Annotated in this window: 4 protein-coding genes; 3 read left to right on the forward strand and 1 reads right to left on the reverse strand. The window is 71.3% G+C overall.

Going from position 1 to position 4,189, the window contains the following annotated elements:
• The 3 genes from ACFTZL_RS41955 to ACFTZL_RS41965 form a co-directional block, all read left to right on the forward strand.
• The coding region (locus ACFTZL_RS41955; RefSeq protein ID WP_382594988.1) for a thiamine pyrophosphate-dependent enzyme at positions 1-1,135 on the forward strand (1,135 nt) is incomplete at its 5' end.
• A 39-nt stretch (positions 1,136-1,174) separates the two neighbouring features.
• Complete coding sequence (locus ACFTZL_RS41960; protein WP_382594991.1) at positions 1,175-2,668, forward strand: CoA-acylating methylmalonate-semialdehyde dehydrogenase; 1,494 nt, start codon at positions 1,175-1,177, stop codon at positions 2,666-2,668.
• Positions 2,669-2,689: 21 nt separating this feature from the next.
• On the forward strand, positions 2,690-3,475 hold the full coding sequence (locus ACFTZL_RS41965; RefSeq protein ID WP_382594994.1) for a GntR family transcriptional regulator: 786 nt from the start codon (positions 2,690-2,692) through the stop codon (positions 3,473-3,475).
• A gap of 9 nt (positions 3,476-3,484) precedes the next feature.
• Here ACFTZL_RS41965 and ACFTZL_RS41970 read toward each other — a convergent pair.
• Positions 3,485-4,189, reverse strand: a 705-nt coding sequence (locus ACFTZL_RS41970; protein WP_382594997.1) for a DUF427 domain-containing protein, incomplete at its 5' end; no start/stop codon positions are given.

The following is a 4,189-nucleotide window of genomic DNA, read 5'->3' on the forward strand; positions in this document are numbered from 1 at the left end:
GGCCGAGGAGGCCCTGAAGGCGTTCGTGGAGGCCACCGGCATCCCCGTCGCCTCCACCCAGGCCGGCAAGGGCTCGCTGCGGCACGACCACCCCGCCGACCTCGGCGGCATCGGCCACACCGGCACGGCGGTCAGCGACGACGTCGCCCGCACCGCCGACCTCGTGATCGGTGTGGGCACCCGCTACACGGACTTCACCACGGCCTCCGGCACGCTCTTCCGGAATCCGGAGGTGCGGTTCCTCAACCTCAACATCACCGGCTTCGACGCGCACAAGCTGGCCGCGCGCACACTGGTCTGTGACGCGCGGTCCGGCCTGGAGAAGCTCCTGGAGGCGCTCTCCGGTCACCGCGTGAGCGAGACGTACGAGGCGGAGTACCGCTCGGGCAAGGACCGCTGGGACGAGGTCGTCGAGGCCGTCTACCGCGCCGACGACGAGAACGCCGTGCCGACCCAGACGCAGGTGCTCGGCGCGCTGGACGCGGCCGTCGGCGACGACGACGTGGTGATCAACGCCGCCGGTTCACTCCCGGGCGATCTGCACAAGCTGTGGCGCTCCCGCAGCCCGCGCCAGTACCACCTGGAGTACGGCTACTCCTGCATGGGCTACGAGATCCCGGCCGGCATCGGCGTCCAGCAGGCCGCTCCGGGCACCCCGGTCTGGGCGCTGGTCGGCGACGGCACCTACCTGATGATGCCGACGGAGATCGTCACGGCCGTCCAGGAGGGCCTGCCCGTCAACATCGTCCTCATCCAGAACCACGGCTACGCCTCCATCGGCGGTCTGTCGGAGGAGACCGGCGGCGAGCGCTTCGGCACCGCCTACCGCTTCCGGGCCGCCGACGGCACCTTCACCGGCGCCCCGCTCCCCGTCGACCTGGCCGCCAACGCCGCCAGCCTCGGCATGGACGTGCTGCGCGCCAAGACCGTGCGCGAGCTGCGCGAGGCACTGGCCGCGGCCCGCGCCTCCGACCGGCCGACGTGCGTCTACGTCGAGACCGACCCGGCCAGGACCGCTCCCCCGGCCGAGGCCTGGTGGGACGTGCCGGTGGCCGAGACCGCCTCCCGCGAGGCCGCCGTAGAGGCCCGCGAGCGGTACGACCGCCAGGTCGCCGATCGCCGCCGCCACCTCTGAACTCCCCCCTGACCCAGGCTCACGAAAGGCCCGCACACGATGAAGACCCTCACCCACTGGATCGACGGCAAGCCCGTCGAGGGCACCTCCGGCCGCTTCGGCCCCGTCTACGACCCGGCCACCGGCGCCCAGGAGAAGCAGGTCGCCTTCGCGACCGTCGACGAGGTGGACGCCGCCGTCGCCTCCGCCAGGGCCGCCTTCGAAAGCTGGGGCGAGTCCTCCCTGGCCAAGCGCACGGCGATCCTGTTCAAGTACCGCGAGCTGCTGGACGCCCACCGCGACGAGATCGCCGAGCTGATCACCGCCGAGCACGGCAAGGTGCACTCCGACGCGCTCGGCGAGGTCGCGCGCGGCATGGAGATCGTCGAGCTCGCGTGCGGGATCTCCGTCCAGCTCAAGGGCGAGCTGTCCACCCAGGTCTCCACCCGGGTCGACGTGGCCTCGATCCGCCAGCCGCTGGGTGTGGTCGCGGGCATCACGCCGTTCAACTTCCCGGCGATGGTGCCGATGTGGATGTTCCCGCTGGCCATCGCCTGCGGCAACACGTTCGTGCTGAAGCCCTCCGAGAAGGACCCGTCGGCCTCCTTCAAGCTCGCCGAACTCGCCTCCGAGGCCGGGCTGCCCGACGGCGTCCTGAACGTCGTGCAGGGCGACAAGGTCGCGGTGGACCGCATTCTGGAGCACCCGGACATCGAGGCGGTCTCCTTCGTCGGCTCGACCCCGATCGCCAAGTACATCCAGCTCAAGGCCGTCGAGCACGGCAAGCGCGTGCAGGCCCTGGGCGGCGCCAAGAACCACATGCTCGTCCTGCCCGACGCGGACCTGGACCTCGCCGCCGACCAGGCGATCAACGCGGCGTACGGTTCGGCCGGCGAGCGCTGCATGGCCGTGTCGGTCGTGGTCGCGGTCGGCGACATCGGTGACGAGCTGGTCGGCAAGATCACCGAGCGGGCGAAGAACCTCAGGATCGGCCCCGGCAACGACCCGGCGAGCGAGATGGGCCCGCTGATCACCCGCGAGCACCGCGACAAGGTCGCCTCGTACGTGGCGAGCGCCGCCGAGCAGGGCGCCGAGGTCGTCGTCGACGGCACCGGCTACTCGGTCGACGGCCACGAGAACGGCTTCTTCCTCGGCGTCTCGCTACTGGACCGGGTGCCGCTGACGGCGGACGCGTACCGGGACGAGATCTTCGGCCCGGTGCTGGCCGTGGTGCGCGCGGAGACGTACGAAGAGGCCATCAAGCTGATCAACGACTCCCGCTGGGGCAACGGCACCGCGATCTTCACCCGGGACGGCGGCGCCGCCCGCCGCTTCCAGCTCGAGGTCAAGGCGGGCATGGTCGGCGTCAACGTGCCGATCCCGGTCCCGGTCGGCTACCACTCCTTCGGCGGCTGGAAGGACTCGCTCTTCGGCGACCTGCACATCTACGGCAACGACGGCATCGCCTTCTACACCCAGGGCAAGGTCATCACCACCCGTTGGCCGGACCCGTCCGACGGCGGTATCAACCTCGGTTTCCCGAGCAACTCCTGACACCCGGAGGGGGGTTCATCCATGGCGAAGACCGGTGACCGGGCCCGCACCACGGCCGCCCCTGCGCTCAGCTCACTGGACTTCGCCCTGGACCGGGGCAGTCCCGTGCCGCTGTACCACCAGCTCGCGCAGCAGTTGGAGGCCGCGATCGAGCACGGGGTCCTCACCCCGGGCAACCTCCTGGGCAACGAGGTCGACCTCTCGGTGCGCCTCGGTCTGTCCCGCCCCACCGTCCGCCAGGCCATCCAGTCCCTCGTCGACAAGGGGCTGCTGGTCCGGCGGCGCGGGGTGGGCACCCAGGTGGTGCACAGCCAGGTCAAGCGCCCGCTGGAGCTGAGCAGCCTCTACGACGACCTGGAGGCGGCCGGGCAGGGGCCGACGACCCAGGTCGTGCGCAACGAGGTCGTCCCGGCGTCCTGCGACGTCGCGGCCGCGCTCGGCGTCGCGGAGGGCAGCGAGGTCACGGCCCTGGAACGGCTGCGCAGCACGCACGGCCAGCCCGTTGCCCTGCTGTGCAACTACCTGCCGTCCGCCCTGCTGGACCTCGACAGCGCCCGCCTGGAGTCGACGGGCCTGTACCGGATGATGCGCTCGGCGGGCATCACCCTGCACAGCGCCCGCCAGACCGTCGGCGCCCGCGCGGCCGACGCGCAGGAGGCCGCCCGGCTGGACGAGGAGGAGGGCGCGGCGCTGCTCACCATGCAGCGCACGGCGTACGACGACACCGGACGCCCGGTCGAGTACGGGAAGCACATCTACCGGGCGTCGCGCTACACGTTCGACTTCCAGTTGCTGGTGAGGCCGTGAGGGGACCGTTCACCTCTTGCGCAGCATCCGGCTGAACGGTGTGTCCGGGCGGTCCAGTCGCTCGTCGTCCAGCGTGATGTCGACGGCCTCGTTGAAGAAGGCGACGCGCCCCCGCACCGCCGCCACCGCGGGCAGCGGGGCGGCGTAGCTCCAGACGATGTTGGGCGGCACCTCGCCCTCGCCGCGCCAGGACCAGTACTCGGCGGTGCCCTTGTAGGGGCAGCCGGTGCTGTGGTCGGTGGCGTCGAACAGGTCGAGGCGGACGTCCTCGCGGGGGAGGTAGTACCGGGTCGGCAGGGAGGTCTCGAAGAGCAGGACGGGGTCCCGGGTGTCCGCGACGACCTGTCCGTCGATCTCGACCCGGACATGGCGGCTGCTCGGCAGCGCGTCCACGCGTTTGTGCGGGTCGCGGGGGTGGATGAAGATCTCCTCGTCCTCCTCGTACCAGTGGTCGAGGCCCGTGTCGGTGCGCAGGAACCACTCGAAGGCGATGTGACCGGCCAGGTCGTCGGCGGGGAACGTCCAGGCCGCGTTGGAGCGCACCTCGCCGTCCACGTCGAGGTCGTAGAAGATCCGGGAGCCGGTGTGCTTGCCGGTGGGCGGGTTCTTCGCCGGGCGGAGGAGGTCGGTGCGGACGTCCGCGCGCGGGAAGACGTACTGCGGCACCGGCAGATGGGGTTCCCAGACGAGCACGGGGTGCCGGCTGTCGACGAC

It is taken from the genome of Streptomyces sp. NPDC056948 (assembly GCF_042674225.1).
Lineage (GTDB): Bacteria > Actinomycetota > Actinomycetes > Streptomycetales > Streptomycetaceae > Streptomyces > Streptomyces purpurascens.